We start from the raw sequence: 24,628 nt of genomic DNA on the forward strand, positions 1-24,628 counted from the left end.
CCCGGCGTAGCGCCGGGGTCACGCTGTCAATGGCGTGGGAGGCCGGCTTGCCGGGCGATGCGGGCCCCACAGCTGTACTCGCGCCCAGCCGTAAGCGCCGAGGTGACAGAATCGCCTCGGTTGGTTCTCACCGCTTCAAACCTCCAGCAGCTTTTTCAGGCGCTAACGGTGGCCCCATAACTTCTCGTGACGGCCTGGTACTCGGTGCCACCCTTCATCAACGCGAACGCCACACGCGCCAGCTTTCGCGCGAGCATGACCAGTACCTGTGTCGTTGCCAGCCCTCTGGCCCGGTGATGTTCGTAGAACCCTTTCCACTGTGCGGTGCGGCTGGCACTCATTCCCGCGTTGTGGAGCAGGCGTCTGATCTCACCGCAGCCTCGCTTGCTCAGGCATCGCTGGCCCTGTTTCCTGCCTGAGTCCGACACCCGCAAGTCCAGGCCGAGGAAGGCGATGAAGGCGTCGGAAGACGTGAAGTCGCCGCGGATGAAGGCCATGATCAAGCCAGCAGCCGTCAACGGGCCTATGCCCTCGATGGCCTGAATACGTTTGGCGTGACTCAGCAGATTGGCCTCTCTGAGCGCCTCGTGGATCTTCTTTTCCATGCTGCGAAGCGCAAGCCCCAGCTGCCGCTTGATCTGCGCAAGTTCGGCTTTCAGTGCCGGCTCGCCGTCCAGGCTCAGCTGCATGCACTGCAGGCTTTTAACCACCACCGCGCGCCGGCGCAAGAGGCTTTGAAGCTTGCGGTAGGCCGGTGGGGGTGGCGACCAGGGGCGCAGTTCGTCACCTTCGTTTTTCAGATAACGCGCCAGCAAACGCGCATCGCAAGGGTCGGTCTTGGCCCGCTGGCCGATTCCCTTACGGTAATTGTTCAAGCGGTAGCCATCGATCACAAACACGTCGAAGCCGGCTGCATGAGCCAGTTCCGTCACGTCATAGTGATAGGCATTGGTAGGCTCGAGTGCGATCGCGGTCTGGGCGGGCAGCGATCTGAGCCAGGCCTTGATTTGAGGTTTTGTATTGGGGATGCGCGTCAGGCTGTCGCAATCGCTGCGGTAGATCACCAGTTCGTCCTTGGCGACATCGACACCCAACTCGGTACGTTGCACACGGTTTGCCATGGTCGGCCACTCCGGTTAGCTTTGACGATACTTGAAGGGGGCACCCAGTGGCGCAGCCTTGTCGCTATCGTCGTTTACGACCGAAGCATTCTTTATCGGCGCTTGGGTGAAGGGGGAGGGACGTTTTCTCTCACTGGCTGTATTGCTGGTCAGAGCAATCAGATGGGCGGCTTGTCCCTCCTCCCCCTTCAAGTATCACCATACAAGGGCGGCTTGCCGCGCGACGTGTCCAGCCACTCTCGCGTCATCCGCACCCGGGTTGTGCGATCCTCGCCCAGCATCGATACTCCCTCGCTCACTCCACTGAGCAAGGACCCGCACAGTGCCTCCCGCACTTCCCGACTCTCTTTCCCCTCTCAATGGCATGGCGCGGGCACGCGCTCAAGCGCGTTTCGACCTGCCCAAGATGTTCGCTGCCATCGATGCCGACCCCGGTATCGTCGGTGCCGGGGTGGTGTTCATCGACGAAGAGTTCAACGTCATCACCCTGCGTGAATTCCGGCCGATCTGCAGCATTCTCCCTGAAACGCATCATCCTGCGCGCCACGCCGCGCTACACCTCACCGCAGCAATTCGTTCAGAAGGTGGAGAACAACCCGACGCGAATCACGCCTGGTGGTGGAGGCCGCCAACATGGCGTTGTCGTGCACGGGCGCGGTGCTGAGCTGGCTGGTGGTGTTCAGCGGCACGGTGGCGGTGCCGTTCACTGGCGGGGCCAGCCTGGCGCTGACGTACCTGGGGGCGCGGCTGCAACGGCGGCGACGCTTCAATGTGTCGCAGGAGGCGTACGCACCACAGCGGAGGCCACCGATCCCAGCTTCAACGACGCGCTGGACGACAGCGAGTGGTACACCACCACCATGTCGATCCTGGACGTGGTGTCGCTGGCTGGCGCAGGCGGCTCGGCACTGACTACCGTCAAGTACGTGCGCACGCTCAAGGCCACCACCGGCCGACCGTGGCGGTCGATTCCGGGCACCCTCAACCGTGCCGAGCGCAAGCGCCTCACTCAGGAGTTGCTGAAAATCAAGGACCCCACGCTCACCGGCAAGCTGTTGAAACTCGAACAGCGCGCGGGCCAGCTGCCGGTTCGCCATTCGGCCACCGAGCTGCGTCACGCAACCAAAACGATGATCAAGGACTCGCTCGGCGGTGCGCTCTCGGTGATTGGCAGCGGGGCCAGCGGCAACCTCAACTCCATCGCGCTGGCGCTGTATGAGGAAGTGCAATGATCGAACAACGGCTGGAGCTGCGGCGCTTCCTGCGGCAGCACTTCGCACTGTTCATCGTGGCGTTTTTATGCGGCGTGTTTTCCCTGGCATCGGCCAACTTTCTGCTGGGCCTGCTCCACGCTGCACGGGATGAACTGGCAGTACCGTTCTTCACGCTGATGGGCTGCGCCCTCGCCTGGGTGCTGGCGACCTTCGCGATGGTGAGAGGCTTCACGTGGGGCACGCAGGGCCTGGTGGCCATGCTGTTGCTGGGTGGCGGGGCAAATCTGCTGGCCTGGTGGCAGGCGGGGGCGGCGCTCGAACAGCGCATGGCGCTGGTGGGAATGGGGCTGGCGCTTGTGGCGCTGCTGGCAATCAACAGCCAGCGCCATCGGCAGATGCGCCAGCGCTTGCGTGAGTATCGGGCGATTCGCCAGAACATCGCGCGGCGCGGCCGCCCTCCCACTCGCTGAAGTGGAGGGGCGGCGCCACCGTGCAAGGCGCCGGGGTTACTCCGCCGAAAGGCGCGACTTGCTTGCGATCAACAGGATGAACTGCTCAAGCGTCATTTTCTGGCCATTGAAATCGACCACGCCCTTCTCGTAGTGCAGGTCGCTGCGGATGTCATTGGCATCGACGCGCGCCACCCCTTGCATCGCGGCCACACCGGCCAGCATGTTGGCAGTGCCTTCGGCGTCGCGCGCCAGCGCCACGGCGTCGGTCTGGCCGCCAAGCTGGCCTTGCAAGGTGACGAGGTCCTGGATGGTGCCTTTGGCCACTACCAACTTCATGTCGAGCTGGCTCAGCAGTTGCTCCACCAGTTCCTGGGGCGGCACTTCAACGCTCTTTGGAGCAGTGAAGTCCATGGCCAGGTTGAGGTGGCTCTCTCCATTGGCAGTCTTCAAGCCCAATGGAGCCAGCTCCAGATGGGGTTTTGCTTGCAGCAGCGCCATCACCAGCGCTTGCAACTGGGCCTGGTCCGCGTCATTCAATTCGAGCTCGAACGGTTGCCCTGCCTGGGCAGCCGCCTCGGCCTGCGGAGCGACCTTGGCCTTGTAGAACGCCAGCAGGTCACGGGTGGCATTAACGTCGAAATCGTGGAACGCCCAGCGCATCTGCAGGCTGCCCACCGGCTTGTCGGCAATGCTGCCTTGTTCCAGGGTGTAGTCGACCGAGCCCTTGAGCTTGCCATCGAGCTCCTCAAGAGAACCCAGGCCTACGAGGTTTTTCAGTGAAACCGACGGGGTGCTTGGCGTCTGCAAGCCAATCTCGCCAAAGCGGACTTCGCTGTTGCCGAGGTAGAAGCCGGATGCGCCTTTGATCCCGCCGGTTTTGAAGGTGATGTTTTTCGCCAGCATGCGCACCGGCCTGTCGCCCTCACGCGAAGCCAGTTCGATGTTGTCGACCACACCCTTGGCGTCCATGCGCGTTCCGTCGAACGAGCCATTGCCTTCGATGGTTGCGCCGGAGAAGGTCAGGATGCCCTCTTTGCTTTCCGAACCAGCGGCTGCGCGGTGAAGGTGGACTGCACGTTCTTGTCATAGCCAACGGTGGAGTGCCCCTGCAGTGGCGAAACACCCTTGGTGAGGGTGAACCAGCCCGCCATCTGTGGTGTGTTGATCATTTCGGCATGCACATCGGCCAGCACCGGCAGCAGCTTGAGGCTGCTCACCCGCGACCAGGGGAACGGGCCGTGCTCGATATTGGCGCGGATTTGTACCTCGATCGGTTGGCCGTCGTTGAGCTTGGCGGTCGTGAACGTGGTGGTGTAGTAGGCCGTGCTGCTGAACCAGCGGCGCTCGTAGCCGGTGAGGTCCATGTGGACGGAAATGTCATTGCCGGCCAGGGCCTCGGCCAGTTGTTGATTGTTGCGGTCAACATCGGCGCGCAGCAGCGGCTCGATCTGCGTGCCGGTGTACCAGGCGCCGCCGCAGGCAACGCCGGCCAGAATGACGACAACGCCGCCGATGATCGAAACAGACTTGCTCATGAACGAGGAGCTCCTTGCTGAGGCTTTCCGTAGGCCGTTGCGAACGCGGCCCTGTTTGGGCGTGCTGATTAACCTTTTTCTGGCTTCAGGTCAATGCGAGCACTGTGGCAATAGCGGGACACTCTGCCCCAAGGGCTGTACCAGATGCGCCCCGCACTGGAAACCGTGCTCCCGCAAAGCCCCGCCCCACAGGCCTCGGCGAAACTGGCCCCGGCATTGCTCGGCAGCTTGGGCGTTTGAACGCGCGTTTTTTCCAAACAACAACTTTGTTCAAGGAAAGACCATGAATAAAACAATGAAAGCTGCCGTCGTCCACGCCTTTGGCGAACCGCTCGCCATCCGCGAAGTGCCGGTGCCCATGCCAGGGGCTGGCCAGGTGCTGGTGAAGGTCGCCGCCTCTGGCGTTCGCCACACTGACCTGCACGCCGCTGAAGGCGATTGGCCGGTCAAACCCAACCCGCCGTTCATTCCAGGCCATGAAGGTGTGGGCCATGTGGTGGCTGTAGGCGCCGGGGTCACGCACGTCAAGGAAGGCGATCGGGTGGGCGTGCCGTGGCTGTATTCGGCCTGCGGCTATCGCGAGCATTGCCTGGGCGGCTGGGAAACGCTCTGCGAGTCGCAGCAGAACACCGGCTATTCGGTCAACGGCGGTTTCGCCGAGTACACCCTGGCAGACGCAGGCTACGTAGGCCGCCTGCCGGACAACGTGGGCTTCCTTGAGATCGCCCCCATCCTCTGCGCCGGCGTGACCGTCTACAAAGGCCTGAAGACGACCGAAGACCAAGCCTGGCCAGTGGGTCGTGGTCTCAGGCATCGGCGGGCTGGGCCATATGGCTGTGCAGATCGCCAAGGCCATGGGCATGAACGTGGCAGCGGTAGACATCGACGACAGCAAGCTGGACCTGGCAAAACGCCTGGGCGCTGAGGTGACCGTGAATGCCCGCAACCAGGACCCGGCCAAGTACCTCAAGGAACAGATCGGTGGCGCCCACGGCGCGCTGGTCACGGCCGTGTCGCCCAAGGCCTTCGAGCAAGCCATGGGCATGACCCGCCGCGGGGGCACCATCGCCCTGAACGGCCTGCCGCCAGGCGAGTTCCCGATGTCGATCTTCGACATGGTGCTCAATGGCACCACGGTGCGTGGCTCGATCGTCGGCACCCGCCAGGACCTGCAAGAGGCCCTGGATTTCGCCGGCGAAGGCAAGGTCAAGGCCACTGTGGCCGCCGACAAACTGGAAAACGTCAACGAGATCTTCGACAAGATGCGCGCCGGCAAGATCGACGGCCGAATCGTGATCGACATGGAAAGCTGAGGCCCTGCGCGTGGCAGGCGTACAAGGCCTGCCGCGTTACCCTCTGACGTGAAACCGGTCCACTTCCCGGCCAAGCTCTGTGGCCAGGGCTTCAAGCTCTTTGGCGGTCTGCGCCAGTTCCGACACGACCTGGCGCTGCTCGTCATTCACTTGAGCAACACTTTGCAGGTTGGCGCTGAGCACGGTGGCGGTGCTGCTTCTGCTGGTGAGTGGCGGCAGCGATGCTCGCGAATTGCTCGCCGGCAGCGCGGCTCTGCTGATCGATGTTCGACAGTGCCGCCGCGACCTTGGCATTGCGCTCCAGGCCTTCACGCATCAGCTCGTTACCCTGCTCCATGGTGTGCACGGCCTGCGCAGTTTGCTGCTGGATGCTGCCAATCATCCCGGAGATTTCATCGGTGGCCTGCCGCGTACGCCCGGCCAGGCTGCGCACTTCATCGGCGACAACCGCGAACCCACGGCCCTGCTCGCCGGCACGTGCGGCTTCGATGGCAGCGTTGAGGGCCGAACAGGTTGGTCTGCTCTGCGATCGAGGTAATCACGCTGACGATGCCGCCGATTTCCTGCGAACGCTGGCCAAGGGTATCGATGACTCGGGCGGTTTCGCCCGAAGCGCCAGCAATCTGCTCCAGCGACGAGGACGCCTGCTCCATCGATGTACGCCCTACACGGGTGTGCTCGGTGTTTTCCTGGGCGACGCGCTCGGTGTTGGCCATGTTGGTCGCGATGTGCTGGGAAGTAGCGCTGAACTCCTCCACTGCACCGGCCATGCTGGTGATCTCGCCCGACTGCTGATCCATGCCGGCGTAAGCACCGCTGGCCAGCCCATTCAGCGCCCTGGCGCGGGTATTGACCTGCGCAGAGGCATCGCGGATGTGGCGGACCATGTCTGCCAGCGCCTCGCCCATGTGGTTGAAGCTGTGGCCCAACTGGGCAATTTCATCGTGGCCGGCCACGGTGGAGCGGGCGTTGAGGTCGCCATTACCCAGCGCCTTGGCCTGGGCCAGGAGGGCATTGAGCGGTGCCAGGCGGCGGCGCAGCAACCAGACGGCCACGCCCACCGATACCAGGGTTGCGATCAGGCTGCCAATCACCAGGCGCTCGCCGACTTCCCAGGTCACCTGATCCAGCTCGGCCTTGGGCATTGTCGCTACCGACGCTCCAGGGGCCGGCGGCAAAAGGCTCGGCCAGCGAGTAGAAACTCTCCTGGCCATCGGACCAGAAAGCACCGACACCGGGTTGCTTGAGCAACGGTGCGAGCGTCTGCGCGGCTTTATCCGGCTCACGCGCGCCCAACGGCGGCACCAGCCAATGGTTCTGCGCATCGAGCAAGGCCAGCGAGCCGCTGTCGCCGATGCGGAATTGCTTGAGCTTTTCGAACTGGGCCGTTTGGGCTTCGGTGTAATCAAAGCCCACGAACAGCACCGCAATCACCTTGCCACCCGCATCGCGCACGGGGGTGTACTGGGTCATGTAGTTGCGCCCGAACAGCAGCGCAGCGCCGACGTAGCCCTGCCCCGCCAGCAGTCGCTGGTAGGCGGGGTGAGCATGGTCGAGCTGGGTGCCGATGGCCCGGCTGCCGTCCTGCTTGGTCAGCGAAGTGCTGATCCGCACGAACTCGTCGCCGCTGCGCACGAACACCGTGGCCACGCCTTCGGTCATCTTGCGAAAGTCGTCCACCAGCCCGGTATCGTTGTTGAGCACCGTACCGCCCAACGCCAATGTGGGTGTGGCAACTCCCGCCACATTCACCGGCTGGTCTGGCTGCACGGCCAGGCCCGTGCCGAAGCGCGACTCGAACAGCCCGCTCAGGCGCTGAGTGCTGATACGCAAAGTGCTCTGGAAGGTGTCGAGCTGGTCGGCGAGCAGTCGCGCTTCGCTGGCCATGTGGTCTTCGCGGGTGGCAAGGTTCGCCGCATTGAGCGAACGCAAGGCAAAAACGGTACTCAGGCTGATGACCACCACCAGAATGGCGGCCAGGGCCAGGCCCAATTGTGAAGCGATACGCGCACGTGGCTGGTTCAAGGCAATAGCTCCTGTTCGCACTGCCGGGTGGGCCCGGTCTATGAAGGCTTGCGAAGATGTAAAAATAGATTGAATGGCGCCAGATCGTTCCTGCATCGGCGGGCGCGCATGATACTTGAGTAGGTCGCTTGGAGATAAGTGGTACGCCCGTGCTACACATCTGAAAATGCTGCACATACGGCTCAACGCTTGCGGCTGGCGAAGCTTCGAGCGCAGACTCCAATGCCAGCCGATACCTGCCCGAACAATCAGAAAATGCCTCTGACCAAACGCTCCGAACTGCTTGCCCTGCTGCGCCTGGCGGCCCCTCTGGTGGCCTCGCAGCTGGCGCATATCCTCATGGTGTTGACCGATACGCTGATGATGGCGCGCTTGAGCCCTGAGGCACTGGCCGGGGGCGGGCTCGGCGCGGCAACGTATTCGTTCGTCTCCATCTTCTGTTTCGGGGTGATCGCGGCAGTCGGCACGCTGGTAGCCATTCGCCACGGGGCGGGTGACAGCGCCGGCGTTGCCCGCCTGACCCGGGCAGGGCTTTGGCTGGCGTGGCTGCTGGCGGGAGTTGGGGCTGTGCTGTTGTGGAGCTTGAAACCGCTGCTGCTGGCACTGGGCCAAACCCCGAGAACGTCGAGAACGCTGGGCATTTTCTGCTCCTGCTGCCTCTGGCGCTGCCAGGGGCGATGACATTCATGGCGTTGCGCGGCTTCACCAGCGCCGTGGGCAAGGCATGGCCGGTGATGATCATCAGCCTGCTGGGCGCCGGGCTCAATGCGGTGCTCAACCTGGCATTGATCAACGGCTGGCTGGGCCTGCCGAAACTGGGCTTGCTGGGCATCGGGCTGGTCACGGCGATCGTCTCCAACGCCATGGCCGGCGCACTCTGGCTGCTGCTGGCCAAGGCACCGGCATACCGGGGTTACTCTTTGCGCAAAGGGCTGGCACGCCCGGACTGGCCGAGCATCCGCGAGCTGTGGCAACTGGGCTTGCCCATCGGCGGCACTTACGCTGTGGAAGTCGGGCTGTTCGCCTACGCAGCGTTGTGCATCGGCACTTTGGGCAGCGTGCAGCTGGCGGCGCACCGATCGCCTTGCAGGTGGTATCGGTGGCGTTCATGGTGCCGGTGGGGTTGTCGTACGCGGTCACGCTGCGGGTGGGCCATCACTACGGCGCCGGCGCACCGATGCTGGCGCGCCAGGCAGGCTGGGTCGGCATCGGTTTTGGCGCGGCGATCATGCTGTGCTTCGCGGCCACCTTCTGGGCAATACCGGCACGCATCATCGGTTTGTTCATCGATGCAGCGGACCCTGCCTTCGCGCCGGTATTCGCGCTGGCGATGAGCCTGCTGGCCATCGCTGCCTGGTTCGAGCTGTTCGACGGTGTGCAGACCATCGCCATGGGCGCACTGCGTGGGCTGAAAGAAAGCCGGCTCACCTTCTTCATTGGCCTTTGCTGCTACTGGGTGATCGGCGCACCTACCGCCTGGTGGCTGGCGTTCCATGCCGGCTGGGGCGCCCAGGGCGTGTGGTGGGGCTTGGCGGCAGGCCTGGCCTGCGCGGCAGCAAGCCTGTGCTACGGCTTCACCCGGCGTATCCGGCGCTGGCAGCGTCGCTCGCCCGGCGCAGATACGCCTGCAGCTCCGCCATCGGCAGCGGCCGGCTGATCAGGTAGCCCTGCACCTGGTCACAGCCAAACTCTTCGAGCAAACCCAGCTGGCCGGCGGTTTCCACGCCCTCGGCCACCACGTGCAGGTGCAGGTTGTGCGCCAGGTTCACCATGGCGTGTACCAGCTTGCGGTTCTCTTCGCGGGTTTCGATTTCGGCGACGAAGCTTTTGTCTATCTTCAGCAGGGTGATCGGCAGGCTGTTGAGATGCACGAAGGACGAAAAACCGGTGCCGAAGTCGTCCAGTGAAAAGCGCACCCCCAGCCGGCCCAGAGCATCCATGGTCTGGCGCACCAGGTCGTTGCGCCGCATCACTGCGGTTTCGGTGAGTTCGAACTCCAGCCAGCGGGCGTCGATATCACGTTCGCCGATCAGCCGGCGCAAGGTCGAGAGCAGCTGGCTGTCCTGGAACTGGCGAAACGACAGGTTCACCGCCATGTGCATGGGCGCGAACCCAGCCTCGCCCAGCCGCTGCATGTCGTGCAGGGCCCGGGAGATTACCCAGTAACCCAGAGGCACGATCAAGCCGCTCTGCTCGGCCAGTGGCACGAACTCGCTGGGCGGCAGCAGGCCACGCTCGGCGTGGCGCCAGCGCACCAGGGCTTCGAGGCCGACCAGTTGGCCGCTGGCAAGATCCAGCCGGGGTTGGTAATGCAGCTCCAGCTCTTCACGCCGCAGCGCCCGGCGCAGCTCGCTTTCAAGATCGGCCAGGCTTCGCGCATTGCGGTTGATGTGCTCGTTGAACACGTGAAAGGTGCAGCCCTGGATGCCCTTGGCCTGGCGCATGGCGATGTGCGCATGCCACATCAACGGGTCGGCGCCCAAGGCGGCGCGGCCGTGAGCCAGGCCCAGGCTGCAACCGATAAGCAAGCTTTCGCCGTCTATCCAGTAGGGCTCGGCAAGCGCCTCGACGATACGCTCTGCCAACCGCTCGGCGCGCTGCGCTTCACCGCGCGTGTCGATCAGCAGGGCGAACTCGTCGCCACCGAGCCGCGCCAGCTGGTCGCACGGCTCCAGCTCGCTTTTCAGCCGCGCCACGACTTGGCGGATCAGCCGGTCGCCTGCCTGGTGACCGAGGGAATCGTTGGCATGGCGGAAGTTGTCCAGGTCCAGATGCCCGAGCACCAGGCCCCGGCCATCATTGGCCGCCAGGTAGGTGGTGAGCAGCGCATGAAAGCCTTGGCGGTTGGCGATGCCGGTGAGCGGGTCTTCTTCCGCCAGCCGTTGCAGGGTGCTCTCGAGCGATGCACGTTCACGCACGTGGCGCAGGCAGCGGCGCAGGGTGTCGCTGGTAACGGATGGGCGCACCAGCCAATCGGCAGCGCCGGCCGGGGGCTGTTCGGGTTCGGCTTCGAGCAGCAGCACCTGGGCCATTTCGCAGGCAGAGCCCTGTGGCTGAAGGGCCAGCGTCGTCAGCAGCACCGCGTTGGGGTCATTGGCAAACAAGCTGCTGACCGCCGCCCAGCTTGGCGCGCTGATCAGAACGTAAGCATCGCCCAAAGGGGCCAGGCACTCGTGCAGCAAAGTAGCCCAGGCCGTGTGCTCAGCCAGCAGCAACAGGCGCGTGGGTTGCAAAGGCAACGACACAGAGGCTCCTTATTATTCGAGGCAAACCAGGGCACAAGCGAAAAGCGCGCCAATGGTAATGGTTTTCGTTAACGGAACCAGAAAAATTTCCAATCGGAACAAAAGCGCCCGCCCGCATCCTGATGGAAAGTAACAAATACGGCAAATTTTGTTACAGGATCTTTTGCGCTACGTCAGGCAAACGCGGCAAGCGCAGCAGAGCCTGCTAAAATGCGCGGCCTTTTCTCTATCCCCGAATGTGCCCATGTCCCGACTCAACCCTCGGCAGCAGGAAGCCGTGAACTACGTCGGCGGCCCGCTGCTGGTGCTCGCCGGCGCCGGCTCCGGCAAAACCAGCGTGATCACCCGCAAGATCGCCCACCTGATCCAGCAATGCGGTATCCGCGCCCAGTACATCGTGGCCATGACCTTCACCAACAAGGCTGCCCGCGAGATGAAAGAGCGCGTCGGCACCCTGCTGCGTGCCGGGGAGGGCCGCGGCCTCACGGTGTGCACGTTCCACGACCTGGGCCTGAACATCATCCGCAAGGAGCACGAGCGGCTGGGCTACAAGCCTGGCTTCTCGATTTTCGATGAGTCCGACATCAAGAGCCTGCTCTCGGACATCATGCAGAAGGAGTACTCCGGCGACGACGGCGTGGACGAGATCAAGAACATGATCGGCGCCTGGAAGAACGACCTGATCCTCCCCGAGCAGGCCCTGGCCGAGGCGCGCAACCCGCGCGGCGAACCGCCGCCATCGTCTACGCGCATTACCAGCGCACCTTGCGCGCGTTCAACGCGGTGGATTTCGACGACCTGATCCTGCAACCGGTCAAGCTGTTCCAGGAGCATGCCGATGTGCTCGAACGCTGGCAAAACCGCGTGCGCTACCTGCTGGTCGATGAATACCAGGACACCAACGCCAGCCAGTACCTGCTGGTGAAGATGCTCATCGGCATGCGCAACCAGTTCACGGTGGTGGGCGATGATGACCAGTCGATCTACGCCTGGCGCGGCGCACGGCCTGAAAACCTCATGTTGCTCAAGGACGATTACCCGTCCCTGAAGGTGGTGATGCTCGAGCAGAACTACCGCTCTACCAGCCGCATCCTGCGCTGCGCCAACACGCTGATCGCCAACAACCCCCACGCCTTCGAAAAGCAGTTGTGGAGCGAGATGGGCCACGGCGACGAGATCCGTGTGATCCGCTGCAAGAATGAGGAAGCCGAAGCCGAGCGTGTGGCGATGGAGATTCTCACCTTGCACCTTCGCACCGAGCGACCGTACAAGGACTTCGCCATCCTTTACCGCGGCAACTACCAGGCCAAGCTGATCGAGTTGAAGTTGCAGCACCATCAGGTGCCGTATCGGCTCTCCGGCGGCACCAGCTTCTTCGCGCGCCAGGAGGTGAAAGACTTGATGTCCTACCTGCGCCTGTTGGTGAACCCCGATGACGACAACGCCTTTTTGCGGGTAATCAACGTGCCGCGTCGCGAAATCGGCTCGGCTACGCTGGAGAAGCTGGGCAACTATTCGACCGAGCGCCAGGTGTCGATGTACGGCGCCTGCGACGAGATGGGCCTGGCCCAGCACCTGGATGCGCGCTTCGTCGAACGCCTGCAGCGCTTCAAGCGGTGGATGGACAAGGTGCGTGAGCAGGTGGCATTGGAAGAGCCGATCCAGGCCTTGCGCAGCATGATCATGGACATCGACTACGAAAACTGGATTCGCAGCAACAGCTCCAGCGACAAGGCCGCCGACTACCGCATCAGCAACGTGTGGTTCCTGATCGACGCACTGAAGAACACGCTGGAAAAAGACGAAGATGGCGAGATGACCATCGAGGACGCCATCGGCAAGCTGGTGCTGCGCGACATGCTCGAGCGCCAGCAAGAGGAAGAAGAAGGCGCCGACGGCGTGCAGATGATGACGCTGCATGCGTCCAAGGGGCTCGAGTTTCCCTATGTGTTCATCCTGGGCATGGAGGAAGAAATCCTCCCGCACCGCTCCAGCATCGAAGCTGACACCATCGAAGAGGAGCGCCGCCTGGCCTATGTGGGCATCACCCGAGCCCGGCAGACACTGGCCTTCACCTTCGCAGCCAAGCGCAAACAGTACGGCGAGATCATCGACTGCCTGCCCAGCCGCTTTCTCGACGAGCTGCCGCCGGACGACCTGGCCTGGGAGGGGCAGGAGGATGCGCCGGTGGAGGTAAAGGCAGCGCGGGGGAACACTGCGCTGGCGGATATTCGGGCAATGCTCAAGCGGTGACAGCGAGCGGGGGCTTGTCGCGCGGCAAGCCGCCCTCCCACCTCGAAGCCCACCGAGCGCTCCGGGATCAGCACGGATCAAAAAGTGGGAGGCCGGCTTGCCGGGCGACGTGCAATGGGCGATGTGCGTCGCGCGGCAAGCCGCCCTTGTATGGTGATACTTGAAGGGGGAGGAGGGACAAGCCGCCCATCTGATTGCTCTGACCAGCAATACAGCCAGTGAGAGAAAACGTCCCTCCCTCTTCACCCAAGCGCCGATAAAGAATGCTTCGGTCGTAAACGACGATAGCGACAAGGCTGCGCCACTGGGTGCCCCCTTCAAGTATCGTCAAAGCTAACCGGAGTGGCCGACCATGGCAAACCGTGTGCAACGTACCGAGTTGGGTGTCGATGTCGCCAAGGACGAACTGGTGATCTACCGCAGCGATTGCGACAGCCTGACGCGCATCCCCAATACAAAACCTCAAATCAAGGCCTGGCTCAGATCGCTGCCCGCCCAGACCGCGATCGCACTCGAGCCTACCAATGCCTATCACTATGACGTGACGGAACTGGCTCATGCAGCCGGCTTCGACGTGTTTGTGATCGATGGCTACCGCTTGAACAATTACCGTAAGGGAATCGGCCAGCGGGCCAAGACCGACCCTTGCGATGCGCGTTTGCTGGCGCGTTATCTGAAAAACGAAGGTGACGAACTGCGCCCCTGGTCGCCACCCCCACCGGCCTACCGCAAGCTTCAAAGCCTCTTGCGCCGGCGCGCGGTGGTGGTTAAAAGCCTGCAGTGCATGCAGCTGAGCCTGGACGGCGAGCCGGCACTGAAAGCCGAACTTGCGCAGATCAAGCGGCAGCTGGGGCTTGCGCTTCGCAGCATGGAAAAGAAGATCCACGAGGCGCTCAGAGAGGCCAATCTGCTGAGTCACGCCAAACGTATTCAGGCCATCGAGGGCATAGGCCCGTTGACGGCTGCTGGCTTGATCATGGCCTTCATCCGCGGCGACTTCACGTCTTCCGACGCCTTCATCGCCTTCCTCGGCCTGGACTTGCGGGTGTCGGACTCAGGCAGGAAACAGGGCCAGCGATGCCTGAGCAAGCGAGGCTGCGGTGAGATCAGACGCCTGCTCCACAACGCGGGAATGAGTGCCAGCCGCACCGCACAGTGGAAAGGGTTCTACGAACATCACCGGGCCAGAGGGCTGGCAACGACACAGGTACTGGTCATGCTCGCGCGAAAGCTGGCGCGTGTGGCGTTCGCGTTGATGAAGGGTGGCACCGAGTACCAGGCCGTCACGAGAAGTTATGGGGCCACCGTTAGCGCCTGAAAAAGCTGCTGGAGGTTTGAAGCGGTGAGAACCAACCGAGGCGATTCTGTCACCTCGGCGCTTACGGCTGGGCGCGAGTACAGCTGTGGGGCCCCGCATCGCCCGGCGAGCCGGCCTCCCACGCATTGGCAGCGTGACCCTGGCGCTACGCCGGGGCTGCAAGATGGTCAGAGACAAGGGTTGCAAAAACCATAGAATCTCCCACCATCGGCGATCACCGTTGGTGGAAGGCCGGCTGGCCGGACGCCGTGTAACGGGCGACATGCGGCCTCCCATCCACTTTCAAGGCATCAGATCTTGAAGCCATCCACCAGCTGCTTGAGCCGGCCTGCCTGCTGCGACAACGCCGCGCAGTCACCCAAGGTGGCATTGAGGTTGGCCACGCCTTGCTGGTTCAGCGTGTTGATATGGGTAACGTCCACATTGAGCGTTTCCACCACGCTGCTCTGCTCCTCGGTAGCCGCCGCCACCGACTGGTTCATGCCGTCGATCTGGCCGATGCGCTGGGTCACTTCCTGCAAACGTTCGCCGGCCTGGTTGGCCACTTCCATGCTCGATTGGCTAGAGGCCTGGCTCTGGTTCATGGTCACCACCGCTTCCTGAGAGCCGGCCTGCAGCTCGCCGATCATGCCGTGAATCTCATCGGCCGACTGCTGGGTACGGTGCGCCAGGTTACGCACTTCATCGGCCACCACCGCGAAACCGCGGCCAGCATCGCCAGCACGGGCCGCTTCGATAGCCGCGTTGAGCGCCAGCAGGTTGGTTTGCTGGGAGATGCCTTTGATCACATCGAGAATCTGCCCGATGTTGTCGGTGCTGGCGTTGAGCTTCTCGATATGGGCGCAGGAGTCGCTGATTTTTGCCGACAGCGACGTCATTGCCTGCATGGTCTGCTCCACCACCGAGCGGCCAGCCTCGGCCTGATGACGCGCGCCGCTGGCCTGGCTGGAGGCGTCGGAGGCGTTGCGGGCGATTTCCTGTGCGGCGGCGCCCAGCTCGTTGATCGCTGCCGCCACACTACTGGTGCGCGCGCTCTGCTCATCGAAACCGATGATCGACGCATTGGAAGACTCCACCACCCGCTCCGACAGGTCATGCACCTGGCGCGTGGCCGAGGACACTTCCTTGATCGAGGTGTGTACCCGCTCCACGAACTGGTTGAACGCGCCACCCAATTGGGCGAATTCATCGTTGCCCTGAATGCGCAGGCGGCGAGTCAGGTCGCCTTCACCTTGGGCGATGTCCTGCATGGCGCGGCCCATGTCGGTCAGCGGGCGCATCAGCGCGCTGATCAGCAGGCTCAACAGCAACGCGATCAAGCCCACCGCCACTACCATCGCCACCAGCGCAGAGCTGCGGAACTGGCGCAGCGGTGCGTAGGCTTTTTCGGCATCGATCGACAGGCCGATGTACCACTGCGCGCCCGGCAGGCCTTCGACTGGCGTGAACGAAAGCAGCCGCTTGGCCCCGCCGAGGGTCACTTCATGCAGTGGGCGGTCGAGGGTAATGGCCTGGCCGGGGTAGAGGTCCTTGAGGTTTTTCATCACCTGGGCTTTTTCGGGGCTGACGATCACCTGGCCATCAGCGCTCACCAGGAACGCGTAGCCGATGCCGCCGAAGTCGACCGAGTTGATCATCTTGACCAGGGTATCCAGGCTTACGTCGCCGCCGGCGACGCCCACTACCTTGCCGTTTTCACGGATAGGGCTGGCCACGGTCACCACCAGGCCACCCACCGAAGCCTGATAGGGCGCGCTGATGATCGCCTTGTTGGCCTCCACGGTGCTGGTGTACCACGGGCGCTTGCGCGGGTCGTAGCCGGCAGGCATTTCTACGTCGGGGCGCTGGGTGAACACGCCGTTGTCGTCACCCACGTAGGTGAACTGGAAGGTGGAGGTGAGGCTGGGCTGGCCGATCAGCGTGCCCAGGTTGCTATGCACACCTTGCGCGGCAACGTTCTGTTGAAGGTTGTCCAGCAGCAGCACGCGGCCGCCGAGCCAATGCTGAACGCTGGTTGCGGTGAGTGCCCCCGCCTGGCTGACCGAAGCTTCGAGGTTCTGGTCGATGGTCTTGCGCTGCAGGTAATCGTTGTAGAACGTGAACAGGGCAAAGGCCACGATCACTACTGCCGCCGCGGCCAACAGGATTTTGTGACGGAATTTAAGCGTCATAGGGGGCACTCGATAGGTTTTCTTGGACCTGGCCGTCGGTTTGCGCACGCAAAGACACCGCAGTCAGGCTCAACGGTTTTTCGGCCTGCTTCAACGTTCCTTTAACCTCTTGAGCCGTTCTGGACGAATAGTGGCCAGTATCGTAGAGGCATTATTTGGTTATCGAAAAATAGCCATAAGCTAATATGCAAATGTTGCATTATCTTTTTTTGTCACTGCGCTACCATCGGCTCACTTCTAGCGCCCTGAAACGGGCCCGAGTTCATGGCGAGACCGCGCGCGCGGATCGGCCCAACCTGCCTGCAAAGGCATCTGGAGACGATTCGTGCGTTACTTCAAGAAAATCGCCGCAGGCCTTGCTGCTGCCCTGCTCAGCGCCAGTGCCCTGGCTCAGACGCTGGTGGTCGGCGACCAAAGCTACAACGCCCGTGCGGTGATGGAGGCAGCCGGCGTGCTGGACGGCCTTCCCTACACGCTGGATTGGAAGCAATTTACGGCGGGCTCGCCGGTGGCTGAGGCCCTGAACGTGGGCAGCCTCGATATCGGCCTGTTGGGCGATGCTCCACCCTTGTTCCTTGGCGCGCTGGGCGCGCCGATCAAGGTAATCGGCGTCAGCCAGCAAAGCCGGCAGGGTGTTGCGATTCTGGTGCGCAAGGATTCCGACATCCACGGCCTTCAGGACTTGCGCGGCAAGCGTGCGGCGATCTGGAAAGGCTCCTGGAGCCAGCAACTGCTGCTGACCGCGCTCGACAAAGCCGGCGTGCCGCGCGATGCCCTGCAATACAGCTACCTCAGCGCTCTGGATGCCTCCCACGCACTGGATGGAGGTTCGGTCGACGTGATCGCCACCTGGGAGCCCTACGTCACTCAGCAGGAGCGCCAGGGCGCGCGGGTGCTCGCCACCGCCGAAGGGCTGATTCCGGCGCAGAGTTTCGTGGTCGCCAACGATGGCGCCATCAAGGAAAAACGCGCGCAGATCGAAGACTTCCTCAAGCGCCTGCGCAAGGCCCGCGACTGGGCTCTGAGCGACCCTGCACACACCGCCGCCTACGCCGAGGCCTGGGCCAGGAGCAGCCGCGCCGACAGCGAGATCGCACGCATCTGGTTCGCCCGCGCGCAAACCGACGTCACCGCGCCCAGCGCCGAGACCGTGGCCAACGCCCAGAAGACCGTCGACTTCTTCGGCAGGCTTGGGCCTGATCAAAACCTACTCGGCCGCCGGGCTGTTCGACACCTCATTCTCGGGTGCGCTGGCCGGTAGCCAGGAGGTCCGCCAATGAGCAAGCGGCAGATCAAGCTGGGTGCGCTGACCATGGGGTGCGGCGGCCCCGGCCGGCATAACCTGTGGCTGGACCCCGAGCTGCCCGCCGATGCCAGCGTCAACATCGATTGGTACGTGAGCATCGCTCAGCAGGCCGAGGCTGCGCTGTTCGACCTGATCTTCATCGTCGACAGCCAGTTCATCACCCCCGGCTCGCCCTCGCATTACCTCAACCGCCTGGAGCCGTTGACCTTGCTCTCGGCACTGGCTATGGCAACCCGCCACCTGGGCTTGGTGGGCACCCTCACCACCTCTTACAACGCGCCGTTCAATGTCGCCCGCCGGCTTGCCTCGCTCGACCTGATAAGCAAAGGCCGGGCAGGCTGGAACGTGGTCACCAGCGGAGATGCCGGCACGGCGGGCAATTACAGCCGCGATGAGCATTACGACTACGACACCCGCTACGGCCGTGCCGCCGAGCACGTGAAGGTGGTGCAGGGCTTGTGGCAATCCTATGAAGACGGTGCCTTTGTGCGCGACCGCAGCACTGGCCAGTTTCTCGACCCGGCCAAGCTGCATGCGCTGAACCACAGGGGTGAGCACTTCCAGGTCGTCGGCCCGTTGAACATCCAGCGCTCGCCACAGGGCCAGCCGGTGATCTTCCAGGCAGGGGATTCGGAGCAGGGCCGCGAGCTGGGGGCCGCCACAGCGGATGTGATCTTCACTCACGCTGCAAGCATCGAGCAGGGCCAGGCCTTCTACCGCGACGTCAAAGGCCGCGCCGAGCGCCTTGGCCGAGATCCTGAGCAGTTGCTGGTGCTACCCGGCGCGGAGATCTATGTGGGCGACACCGACGAGCACGCCCGCGAGATCGAGCGCCACTACCATCAGGCCGACCACAGCTTCGAGCTGGCCCTGAAGGAGTTCGGCCGTAACTTCGGCTGGCATGACTTCAGCCAGTACGACCTCGATGCGCCGTTCCCGCAACAAAGCCTGGAGGCTGCGCGCAGCAGCTTTTTCACCAATGCCAAGCGCATTGCCGACCAGGCCCGCGAAAAGGGCTTCACTCTGCGCCAGGCAGTGGAGTTCGGCCGCCAGCTGCGCCCAGGTGCATTCGTGGGCAGCGCCGCGACCGTCGCCGAAAAGATGGCCACCTGGTTCGAGGCGCGTGCGCTGGATGGCTTCAACATCTATATCGGCCATCCTGAACAGTTTCGGCGTTTCACGCAGGAGGTGGTGCCGTTGTTGCAGGAGCGCGGCGTGTACCGAACGGCCTATGAGGGGACAACCTTGCGGGAGAGCCTGGGGTTGGCTCGGTGACCGGCCAAACGCGGCTGTTCAGCCATTTCCGGCAGGCGTGATAGCCAATGGCTTACACGCACTGGTGGCAATGTCCACTATTGCCCGAACGGCTCAGGCCCTGAATCTACACCTACCCAACGCGCTGCCACGGATTGCAGCGCGACGATCAAGGAAGGTCGACCATGGCCAGGAGGCTACCGGCAGGATGCTGGAATGGTGATGGGCACAGAACCCGCTTCGGCGGGTTTTTTTGTGGGCGCGATTTGAGCGCTGATGCTGGATGGCGCTACCTACCGGAATGGATCAGGACGCCCCGGGCGGCAACCACTGCGAACCGCCGTAACGCCGCCGCAGCCACGTTGCTGGCCACATCACCAGGCTCTGCACTGCCAGGTACTCCACGAAACGGAACGGCGCCACTACCCAGCCGCTCAGCTCACGCACCACGGCACCCTGGGCGTCGACGAAACGGAAATCGTAATTCACGGCCGTGGTGCCAGCGGCCTGGCTCACCGACTCGTGCGTCTGCAACACCGCCCCGGCCGGTGCGAACAGCCATTCCAGCGGCTGGTTGTAGAGCGGGTTGCCTCGCATGTCGAGGAACATCCCCATGTACGCGAAGAACACGATCACCAGCGCTGCGGGAACGGGCTTGTCCCAACTGAGCCGGGCTTTCCAGGCGATCAGGCAGAACACCAGTAACAAGGCCGCACTGGCAAAACCGTCGATGAACACAATGCCCTGGAATATGCCGAAGAAGGCCAGGCCGATCAGCCCCAGGCAGGCGATGCCGGCGATGGCGACCATGAAGATCGTCAGCACGGTGGTGAGCGGGGAGCGGGGCTTGGGTGTGGTCATGGGGCTAATTTAGCGTTTAGCGGTGGGTTGTGGTTTCAGTTGAGGAGGGGATGATTGTGAGTGGCGGCCGGCGCGCGGTAGATGGCACGCCGCCAGCCCCATAAGAAGCCAGTGGGCTTTCGTTGATCTGGTGTGCTTTGAGGTGATCACTACTTGCCACTCAGGCGTCGGCCGGACGCTTGCTAGTGCACAAATCCTCAATATGAACCGCGTGATCTGGAAACCTCGCGATGATTTCAAGCTGCCCACCCATCGCCTCGATCACGCGGCGTACAGAGCTCACATACATATCGGCACGCTTTTCCAGCTTAGCGACGCTGCCTTGGCTGATGTCCAGCCGCTTGGCGAGCGTTTCCTGCGAAAGCTGGCGAGCGCGACGCAGTTCGCTCAGGCTCATCTGAAGCTCCATTTGTGCCGCGCGCTCCTGTGCCACGGCACGAGCAGACGCTGGCATTGCGTCTCTTAATTCGGAAAATTTCTTAGGCATTGGATTTCTCCTCAGTCAGGGAAAAGAGTTCGGCAAGATGCTCGTCGTAGATTACGTAATTGGAGAGGTACCTCGCGAGGCCGACAGCTCAGGTCAACGGATTGAGCCTGGGCGCGGATTCCACTCCTGGATCCGCCGCAGGCTCCGTAAGTTTTCCCTTCTAGGTCAAACTGGCCATAATCACGCTCTTTACCTTATTCAGCGGAAAGGCTGCCCTCGCGTGGCGGCGCCCCCTTGCAAGGATCACTCATGAGCTTTTTCCGGAAGTTGTTAGGCCTCTCACCTAAAGCCGCTGAGCAGCCAGCACCCTCAAGTTCACAGGGCGAGCACTCGCCCAGCAGCCACAACGTCTCTGATGCAGCCAATCAGGCCGCCCGTGAGGCCGGCGCTGAATGCCTGGATCGCCACTGGCAGTCGGTGGGCACCGTGGAGCCGGATGTGCTGGCCTACCTGATGAGCCCGAGCTTTTCGGGAGGCCCGCATTGGCCATCCACTCGGCAGGCTTATCGAGTCGTGCGCCGTGGTGATTCGATCATCCTGGCGACCGAAGGCCTTTCAGACCCTTTCGATGATGAAGAAGGGCAGGGCAACGGCTTCGAGATGGAGCTGTTTCTGGAAACCGCAGACATCCCGGAACAGGCTCGCGGCACGCCGGGCGAGGTCGACCCGCTCAAGTACAGCTGGGCTTTCGAGCTGATCGAACACGTGGCGGGCACCGTGGCCGATGCTGGCGGCATCGTCGGGCAGGTCGAGCAATACGGCGCGCTGTCTCTGGAGCTGCCTGGCGTAAGCCAGTCGCGGCACATGGGCGAGCAGATTCCCCCAATGTTCGTGAGCGAAGATGACTCGGTTGGCGTTCTGCTAGGCGGCCCGGCACCTGACTTCGCGACGCGGCTGGACGGCATGCCGTTGTCTCCGGTGACGCTCATCCCCGTCGTGCTGATCACGGCTGCGGAGCTCGACTACGTACGTGCTGGCGGGCGTGCTGCTCGTGAAGATCTGGTGCAGCGCCTGCAGTCGGCCGGTGTGGGCCATCGCAGTAACTTGCTGCGTGCCAGCGTGGTTTGAGCGGGCCCTTTGCTGGTTTCACTCCAGGCCACAACAAGGGCCTACGGATACTGAGAAATGTTATCTGCACAACAAGCCAGCGCCATCGTTCTCGCCCTTTTTGATGGTCGCATCAGAGACGGCCAGCCAGAGCGATTTGTGATTCAGGCTTGCGAGCTTTCGGCGGGTGGCGATTACTGGGTGATTCGCTGCAACAGTGAAGATTATGTTGTGCATGGCAAGGCTGAGTACTGTTACGTCGGCGTCAATGCTCATCTCATCGATGTAGTGACCGGTGAGCATGAGTCAGTGGCCAGTTGCTTTAGTGTCGAGGAGTATCTTCAGGACAAGCATGCCCTCAAGGTCGCCGCCGGCAACAGCTATGTGCTATGCCCGGCCTTCTCGCGCGAAGACAAAGTTGCGCTGCTCAACCTGCGCCGAATGCTTTCGTGTTCATATCCAGAGGTTTTTGCATTGTTGTCGGGTGCCGGTCGGCAGTGGCTGACTGGAATACGCAGGCATATGGAGCATATTCAGCGATTGCTTGAGCGCCAGGGCGTCGCCACGGTCATCGAATTGGTCCCGAGCGCCGCCGGTGCTGTTTCAGTGGGGCCGGAAACCTGGCATATCGAGGCGGTACTGAGAGCCCTTCACAAAAGGTTTGGAGAGGGCGGCTGACCGCTGCACTTCCTGGCCTCTCGAAGATAGAGGCTTGGCCCATCACTCATGTGGGAATCAAGGATGAAATACGAGATACGCCGCGCCATCACCGAAGATGCTGCGCAAATCAGCCGCATCGTGATCGCCGCCCTGCGCCGGTCCAATTCGGCGGATTACCCAGCTGAGCTGATTGCTCAAGTGGAGCGCAACTTTACGCCGGAGGCGGTCTGCGAATTGCTGAGCAGGCGGGCCGTATTCGTGGCATCGCTCGATGGCCAGGTGGTCGGCACTGCGAGCCTTGAGGGGAGCGTGGTGAGAAGCGTGTTCGTCGATCCGGAATGCCACGGGCAAGGTATTGGCCGGTTGTTGATGGAGGCTGTTCACGCCTTTGCTATAAGCGCGGAGGTGAGCCTGCTGAAGGTTCCGTCTTCCATTACGGCGCAGGGCTTTTATGAGGCGCTTGGGTATCGAGCGGTTCGTGAGGTGTTTCACGAGGGTGAGCGCACTATCGTCATGGAGATGCGGTTGGAGGGGGCTCAAGGCTGAGCGGAGAGTGCGGAGAAGGCCCGGAAACGCAAACAACGCCTTGGGGAACCAAATCACGCCGTGGGCGCTTGATAAGTCGAGCTGGCTCTTCGCTGGATCAATGCGCAGCGGTAAGCGAGCTGCGGCGATCATGAGCCTGACCCAACCGGCGCACATGAACGGGCATGATTCGTATGCGTATCTCAAGGATGCACTGATGCAGTTGCCGATGCAGAAGGCTGGCGAGATCGAGCAACTGCTGCCGCATCAGTGGATGCCGGGCTGACCTGCGCGAGGGATATTTCCTTAACGCTTACTATGAACTGGCGTTCAAACATTGTGGGCTAGGCGGTGGGCTGGAGGTTTACCGCGCGTGTGATTCGATCCAGCACACCAGCTAGGCCATGCCTGTCTTGACCACAGCAAGCTTACTGAGCGTTGACAGATCGTCAACCGACGGGCCTTTGAGATCGCACTGTAGGCCCCGGGATAGAAGGGTCTTTAGTGCCTCCCGATACACAGTAGAAGAGGGTGGAACCTGATCGTCCGTAATGGCTATATCAAACCCTATGGTTGGCTAGTAAAAAATGCTAGCCTTCCTTATCTTTCGATATTTATCAATATGAGGTCTTGATGGATCCTTACCGTAACCCCTTTGCTCCCGGTGCTGGTTTTCCTCCACCCGAGCTCGCTGGCCGAGACCCTATTTTGGAGATGGCCCGCATTTCCTGCGGACGTGCAGTGAAAGGGAAGCCTGCACGATCGCTAATGCTCTTGGGGCTGCGTGGTGTGGGCAAGACGGTTCTGCTCAACGAAATCGGGAATATCGCCAGGGAGCGGGAGATGCTGGTATCTCAGCTCGAGGCGCCGGAGAAGAATGCACTCGCCACTCTCCTTTATCCTGAGCTTCGGCGGGTGATGCGTTCTCTATCGGGATTCGAAGCGGCGAAGCAGATTGCCAGCCGAGGAATGGGCGCCCTTCGTAATTTTGCCTCGATCTTCAAAATCGAAATTGGCGGCGTTGAAGTGGGGGTTGAGGCCGCGGAGCCTGGCCTCGCCGATAGCGGCGATCTGCAGCACGACCTTCCCGACCTGTTCACTGTAATTGGTGAGGGCGCAAAAGCTGTTGGTAAAGGATGGGTTCTGCTCATCGACGAGGTTCAATACCTCTCTGAAGATGATTTGTCTGCGCTGATCGTTTCTATGCATCGAATGGCTCAGCGCGGTTTGCCTGTGGTTATGGTGGGGGCAGGGCTTCCACAGGTTGCCAAGTTGGCTGGCGAGGCTAAGTCCTACGCAGAGCGACTGTTCCAGTACCCAGCTGTCGGCGCGCTTGATGAAGAAGCTGCAAAGCTTGCTGTACGCAAACCTGTCGAGGAGGAAGGGGAAACGATAGAGGATGCTGCGCTGGATTCTATTTTCGCTCGAACAAAAGGCTATCCATTCTTTTTGCAAGAGTGGGGTTCTACCTCATGGGATGTTGCAGCTGGCCCTGGGATCACCCTTTCTGATGTTGAGCGCGCTTACCCTGAAACCCTCGCCGGCCTTGATGAAGGTTTCTTCAAGGTGCGGTATGACCGGCTTACAAAGGCCGAGACCCAATTTGTGATGGCTATGGCCGCCCTTGGTGATGGCCCTTATCCCATGGCTGGTATTGCCAAGGAGATGGGACGCGACCAGTCATCGTTGGGCCCGGCTCGGGCCAACATTATTTCAAAGGGCATGATCTACAGCGCAGACCACGGCTACCTTGATTTTTCGGTTCCTCTTTTCGCTGAGTATCTTCGCCGTCGCGGCGAATGAGAGCAGTGAATACGAGGGGGCACCCTCGGAGCGTCTGG

General features: G+C 62.2%; 16 protein-coding genes and 9 pseudogenes. 14 read left to right on the forward strand and 11 right to left on the reverse strand.

Translation table 11 applies throughout. The annotated features are described in order from the left end of the window. Positions 1 to 155: 155 nt before the first annotated feature. Positions 156 to 1,121: an IS110 family transposase gene (locus LN139_RS22280; RefSeq protein WP_236357044.1), complete on the reverse strand. Its 966-nt coding sequence runs from the start codon at positions 1,119 to 1,121 to the stop codon at positions 156 to 158. Positions 1,122 to 1,485: 364 nt separating this feature from the next. Between LN139_RS22280 and LN139_RS22285 the strand changes: the two are divergent. Further along, a pseudogene (locus tag LN139_RS22285) lies at positions 1,486 to 2,353 on the forward strand (NAD synthetase). Next, entirely contained in the window at positions 2,350 to 2,805 is a 456-nt protein-coding gene (locus LN139_RS22290) for a hypothetical protein (RefSeq protein WP_236357046.1), read from the forward strand. The pseudogene LN139_RS22285 and the gene LN139_RS22290 overlap by 4 nt, the downstream one beginning before the upstream one ends. Positions 2,806 to 2,841: 36 nt before the next feature. On the opposite strand, the gene LN139_RS24995 is transcribed toward LN139_RS22290, so the two are convergent. Together LN139_RS24995 and LN139_RS25000 are read right to left on the reverse strand one after the other, a co-directional pair. After that, positions 2,842 to 3,813 carry a YdgA family protein gene (locus tag LN139_RS24995; protein ID WP_329611057.1) on the reverse strand — a complete coding sequence of 324 codons (972 nt, stop codon included), beginning with the start codon at positions 3,811 to 3,813 and terminating at the stop codon, positions 2,842 to 2,844. Further along, entirely contained in the window at positions 3,807 to 4,322 is a 516-nt protein-coding gene (locus LN139_RS25000) for a DUF945 family protein (RefSeq protein ID WP_268944785.1), read from the reverse strand. The genes LN139_RS24995 and LN139_RS25000 overlap by 7 nt, the downstream gene beginning before the upstream one ends. A gap of 283 nt (positions 4,323 to 4,605) precedes the next feature. Here LN139_RS25000 and adhP point away from each other — a divergent pair. Next, positions 4,606 to 5,635: pseudogene (adhP, locus tag LN139_RS22300) on the forward strand (alcohol dehydrogenase AdhP). 142 nt (positions 5,636 to 5,777) lie between these two features. On the opposite strand, the pseudogene LN139_RS25900 reads toward adhP, so the two are convergent. From LN139_RS25900 to LN139_RS25910, 3 genes and pseudogenes are all read right to left on the reverse strand, one after another. Continuing rightward, positions 5,778 to 6,165: pseudogene (locus LN139_RS25900) on the reverse strand (methyl-accepting chemotaxis protein); the annotation flags it as partial. A gap of 420 nt (positions 6,166 to 6,585) precedes the next feature. Next, positions 6,586 to 6,642, reverse strand: a pseudogene (locus tag LN139_RS25905) (hypothetical protein); the annotation flags it as partial. Beyond that, positions 6,617 to 7,660 (reverse strand): Cache 3/Cache 2 fusion domain-containing protein, encoded by a 1,044-nt coding sequence (locus tag LN139_RS25910; protein ID WP_442964353.1) that lies wholly within the window; start codon positions 7,658 to 7,660, stop codon positions 6,617 to 6,619. The pseudogene LN139_RS25905 and the gene LN139_RS25910, both read right to left, overlap by 26 nt. Before the next feature lie 255 nt (positions 7,661 to 7,915). On the opposite strand from LN139_RS25910, the pseudogene LN139_RS22310 reads away from it, so the two are divergent. Then, a pseudogene (locus LN139_RS22310) lies at positions 7,916 to 9,317 on the forward strand (NorM family multidrug efflux MATE transporter). Here LN139_RS22310 and LN139_RS22315 read toward each other — a convergent pair. Continuing rightward, entirely contained in the window at positions 9,235 to 10,905 is a 1,671-nt protein-coding gene (locus LN139_RS22315; RefSeq protein ID WP_236357049.1) for a putative bifunctional diguanylate cyclase/phosphodiesterase, read from the reverse strand. The pseudogene LN139_RS22310 and the gene LN139_RS22315 overlap by 83 nt on opposite strands. 244 nt (positions 10,906 to 11,149) lie before the next feature. Here LN139_RS22315 and LN139_RS25255 point away from each other — a divergent pair. From LN139_RS25255 to LN139_RS22325, 3 genes and pseudogenes are all read left to right on the forward strand, one after another. Next, positions 11,150 to 11,886 (forward strand): annotated as a pseudogene (locus tag LN139_RS25255) (UvrD-helicase domain-containing protein); the annotation flags it as partial. A gap of 75 nt (positions 11,887 to 11,961) precedes the next feature. Next, positions 11,962 to 13,158: a 3'-5' exonuclease gene (locus tag LN139_RS25260; RefSeq protein WP_329611058.1), complete on the forward strand. Its 1,197-nt coding sequence runs from the start codon at positions 11,962 to 11,964 to the stop codon at positions 13,156 to 13,158. A 352-nt stretch (positions 13,159 to 13,510) separates the two neighbouring features. Beyond that, positions 13,511 to 14,476 (forward strand): IS110 family transposase, encoded by a 966-nt coding sequence (locus LN139_RS22325; RefSeq protein ID WP_236357044.1) that lies wholly within the window; start codon positions 13,511 to 13,513, stop codon positions 14,474 to 14,476. A 290-nt stretch (positions 14,477 to 14,766) separates the two neighbouring features. On the opposite strand, the gene LN139_RS25915 is transcribed toward LN139_RS22325, so the two are convergent. Continuing rightward, positions 14,767 to 15,363 carry a methyl-accepting chemotaxis protein gene (locus LN139_RS25915; RefSeq protein WP_442964458.1) on the reverse strand — a complete coding sequence of 199 codons (597 nt, stop codon included), beginning with the start codon at positions 15,361 to 15,363 and terminating at the stop codon, positions 14,767 to 14,769. Positions 15,364 to 15,672: 309 nt separating this feature from the next. Then, positions 15,673 to 16,647, reverse strand: a pseudogene (locus tag LN139_RS25920) (cache domain-containing protein); the annotation flags it as partial. 325 nt (positions 16,648 to 16,972) lie between these two features. Here LN139_RS25920 and LN139_RS22335 point away from each other — a divergent pair. Together LN139_RS22335 and LN139_RS22340 are read left to right on the forward strand one after the other, a co-directional pair. Next, positions 16,973 to 17,927 (forward strand): annotated as a pseudogene (locus tag LN139_RS22335) (ABC transporter substrate-binding protein). Next, on the forward strand, positions 17,924 to 19,228 hold the full coding sequence (locus LN139_RS22340; RefSeq protein ID WP_236357053.1) for an LLM class flavin-dependent oxidoreductase: 1,305 nt from the start codon (positions 17,924 to 17,926) through the stop codon (positions 19,226 to 19,228). The pseudogene LN139_RS22335 and the gene LN139_RS22340 overlap by 4 nt, the downstream one beginning before the upstream one ends. A 285-nt stretch (positions 19,229 to 19,513) precedes the next feature. On the opposite strand, the gene LN139_RS22345 is transcribed toward LN139_RS22340, so the two are convergent. Further along, on the reverse strand, positions 19,514 to 20,068 hold the full coding sequence (locus LN139_RS22345) for a hypothetical protein (protein ID WP_236357055.1): 555 nt from the start codon (positions 20,066 to 20,068) through the stop codon (positions 19,514 to 19,516). A 160-nt stretch (positions 20,069 to 20,228) separates the two neighbouring features. Beyond that, entirely contained in the window at positions 20,229 to 20,555 is a 327-nt protein-coding gene (locus LN139_RS22350; RefSeq protein WP_236357057.1) for a helix-turn-helix domain-containing protein, read from the reverse strand. A 249-nt stretch (positions 20,556 to 20,804) separates the two neighbouring features. Here LN139_RS22350 and LN139_RS22355 point away from each other — a divergent pair, with 249 nt between their 5' ends. The 5 genes and pseudogenes from LN139_RS22355 (at position 20,805) to LN139_RS22375 (ending at position 24,590) form a co-directional block, all read left to right on the forward strand. Beyond that, positions 20,805 to 21,623 (forward strand): suppressor of fused domain protein, encoded by an 819-nt coding sequence (locus LN139_RS22355; protein WP_236357059.1) that lies wholly within the window; start codon positions 20,805 to 20,807, stop codon positions 21,621 to 21,623. Positions 21,624 to 21,680: 57 nt separating this feature from the next. After that, complete coding sequence (locus LN139_RS22360) at positions 21,681 to 22,280, forward strand: hypothetical protein (RefSeq protein WP_236357061.1); 600 nt, start codon at positions 21,681 to 21,683, stop codon at positions 22,278 to 22,280. Positions 22,281 to 22,343: 63 nt separating this feature from the next. Beyond that, on the forward strand, positions 22,344 to 22,808 hold the full coding sequence (locus tag LN139_RS22365) for a GNAT family N-acetyltransferase (protein ID WP_236357063.1): 465 nt from the start codon (positions 22,344 to 22,346) through the stop codon (positions 22,806 to 22,808). Between the two features lie 31 nt (positions 22,809 to 22,839). Further along, a pseudogene (locus tag LN139_RS22370) lies at positions 22,840 to 23,073 on the forward strand (transposase domain-containing protein); the annotation flags it as partial. Between the two features lie 347 nt (positions 23,074 to 23,420). Beyond that, positions 23,421 to 24,590: an ATP-binding protein gene (locus tag LN139_RS22375; RefSeq protein ID WP_236357065.1), complete on the forward strand. Its 1,170-nt coding sequence runs from the start codon at positions 23,421 to 23,423 to the stop codon at positions 24,588 to 24,590. Positions 24,591 to 24,628: the final 38 nt, after the last annotated feature.

The sequence above is a fragment of the Pseudomonas sp. KNUC1026 genome, from assembly GCF_021650705.1.
Taxonomy (GTDB): Bacteria; Pseudomonadota; Gammaproteobacteria; order Pseudomonadales; family Pseudomonadaceae; genus Aquipseudomonas.

Bases quoted from the DNA above. Each gene is read 5' to 3' on its own strand.
- LN139_RS22375 (WP_236357065.1), top strand. From the start codon at position 23,421: ATGGATCCTTACCGTAACCCCTTTGCTCCCGGTGCTGGTTTTCCTCCA.
- LN139_RS22280 (WP_236357044.1), bottom strand. From the start codon at position 1,121: ATGGCAAACCGTGTGCAACGTACCGAGTTGGGTGTCGATGTCGCCAAG.
- LN139_RS22340 (WP_236357053.1), top strand. From the start codon at position 17,924: ATGAGCAAGCGGCAGATCAAGCTGGGTGCGCTGACCATGGGGTGCGGC.
- LN139_RS25260 (WP_329611058.1), top strand. From the start codon at position 11,962: ATGCTCGAGCAGAACTACCGCTCTACCAGCCGCATCCTGCGCTGCGCC.
- LN139_RS25000 (WP_268944785.1), bottom strand. From the start codon at position 4,322: ATGAGCAAGTCTGTTTCGATCATCGGCGGCGTTGTCGTCATTCTGGCC.
- LN139_RS22325 (WP_236357044.1), top strand. From the start codon at position 13,511: ATGGCAAACCGTGTGCAACGTACCGAGTTGGGTGTCGATGTCGCCAAG.
- LN139_RS22350 (WP_236357057.1), bottom strand. From the start codon at position 20,555: ATGCCTAAGAAATTTTCCGAATTAAGAGACGCAATGCCAGCGTCTGCT.
- LN139_RS25915 (WP_442964458.1), bottom strand. From the start codon at position 15,363: ATGCAGGCAATGACGTCGCTGTCGGCAAAAATCAGCGACTCCTGCGCC.
- LN139_RS22345 (WP_236357055.1), bottom strand. From the start codon at position 20,068: ATGACCACACCCAAGCCCCGCTCCCCGCTCACCACCGTGCTGACGATC.
- LN139_RS22360 (WP_236357061.1), top strand. From the start codon at position 21,681: ATGTTATCTGCACAACAAGCCAGCGCCATCGTTCTCGCCCTTTTTGAT.
- LN139_RS22365 (WP_236357063.1), top strand. From the start codon at position 22,344: ATGAAATACGAGATACGCCGCGCCATCACCGAAGATGCTGCGCAAATC.
- LN139_RS22290 (WP_236357046.1), top strand. From the start codon at position 2,350: ATGATCGAACAACGGCTGGAGCTGCGGCGCTTCCTGCGGCAGCACTTC.
- LN139_RS22355 (WP_236357059.1), top strand. From the start codon at position 20,805: ATGAGCTTTTTCCGGAAGTTGTTAGGCCTCTCACCTAAAGCCGCTGAG.